The sequence below is a fragment of the Neisseria sp. P0001.S005 genome (assembly GCF_051963715.1).
Genome location: NZ_JBQCTZ010000552.1, coordinates 1 through 513 on the forward strand (window position 1 = coordinate 1; position 513 = coordinate 513).

Below are 513 nucleotides of genomic sequence, written 5' to 3' on the forward strand. Positions count from 1 at the left end.
ACAGCGTGACCGCAGGCGACAGCAAACTGAATTCAGACGGCCTCACCATTACCGGTGGCCCGAGTGTGACCAAGTCAGGCATCCATGCCGCCGGCAACAAGATCACCAACGTTGCCGCCGGTACCGATGACAACGACGCCGTCAACTACAGCCAGCTGAAACAGCAAAGCGCCGCCGCCCGTACCGAAGTACGTGCCGGTACCAATATCAAAGACGTGGTTAAAACCGTCGACACCAACGGCCAAGACGTTTACACCGTCAACGCCAAAGGCACGACTGCGAGCGCCGGTTCGAGCAAATTGACCGTTACCGCCGCCGCTGCAGACTCGAACAACGTGACCGACTACAGCATCGACTTGGCTGATGGCACCAAAGCCGAAATCCAAAAAGGCGTAGATGCCAAAACCGCCGTTGACAGCAAAGGCCTGACCTTCAGCGGCGACAGCGGCAGCACCAATATCGAAAAACTCGGCTCCACCGTGACCGTTGCCGGCGACGACAACATCACCACCG

General features: G+C 58.3%; 1 pseudogene. It reads left to right on the plus strand.

Going from position 1 to position 513, the window contains the following annotated elements:
- A pseudogene (locus tag ACTHSP_RS21610) lies at positions 1 to 513 on the plus strand (hypothetical protein); the annotation flags it as partial.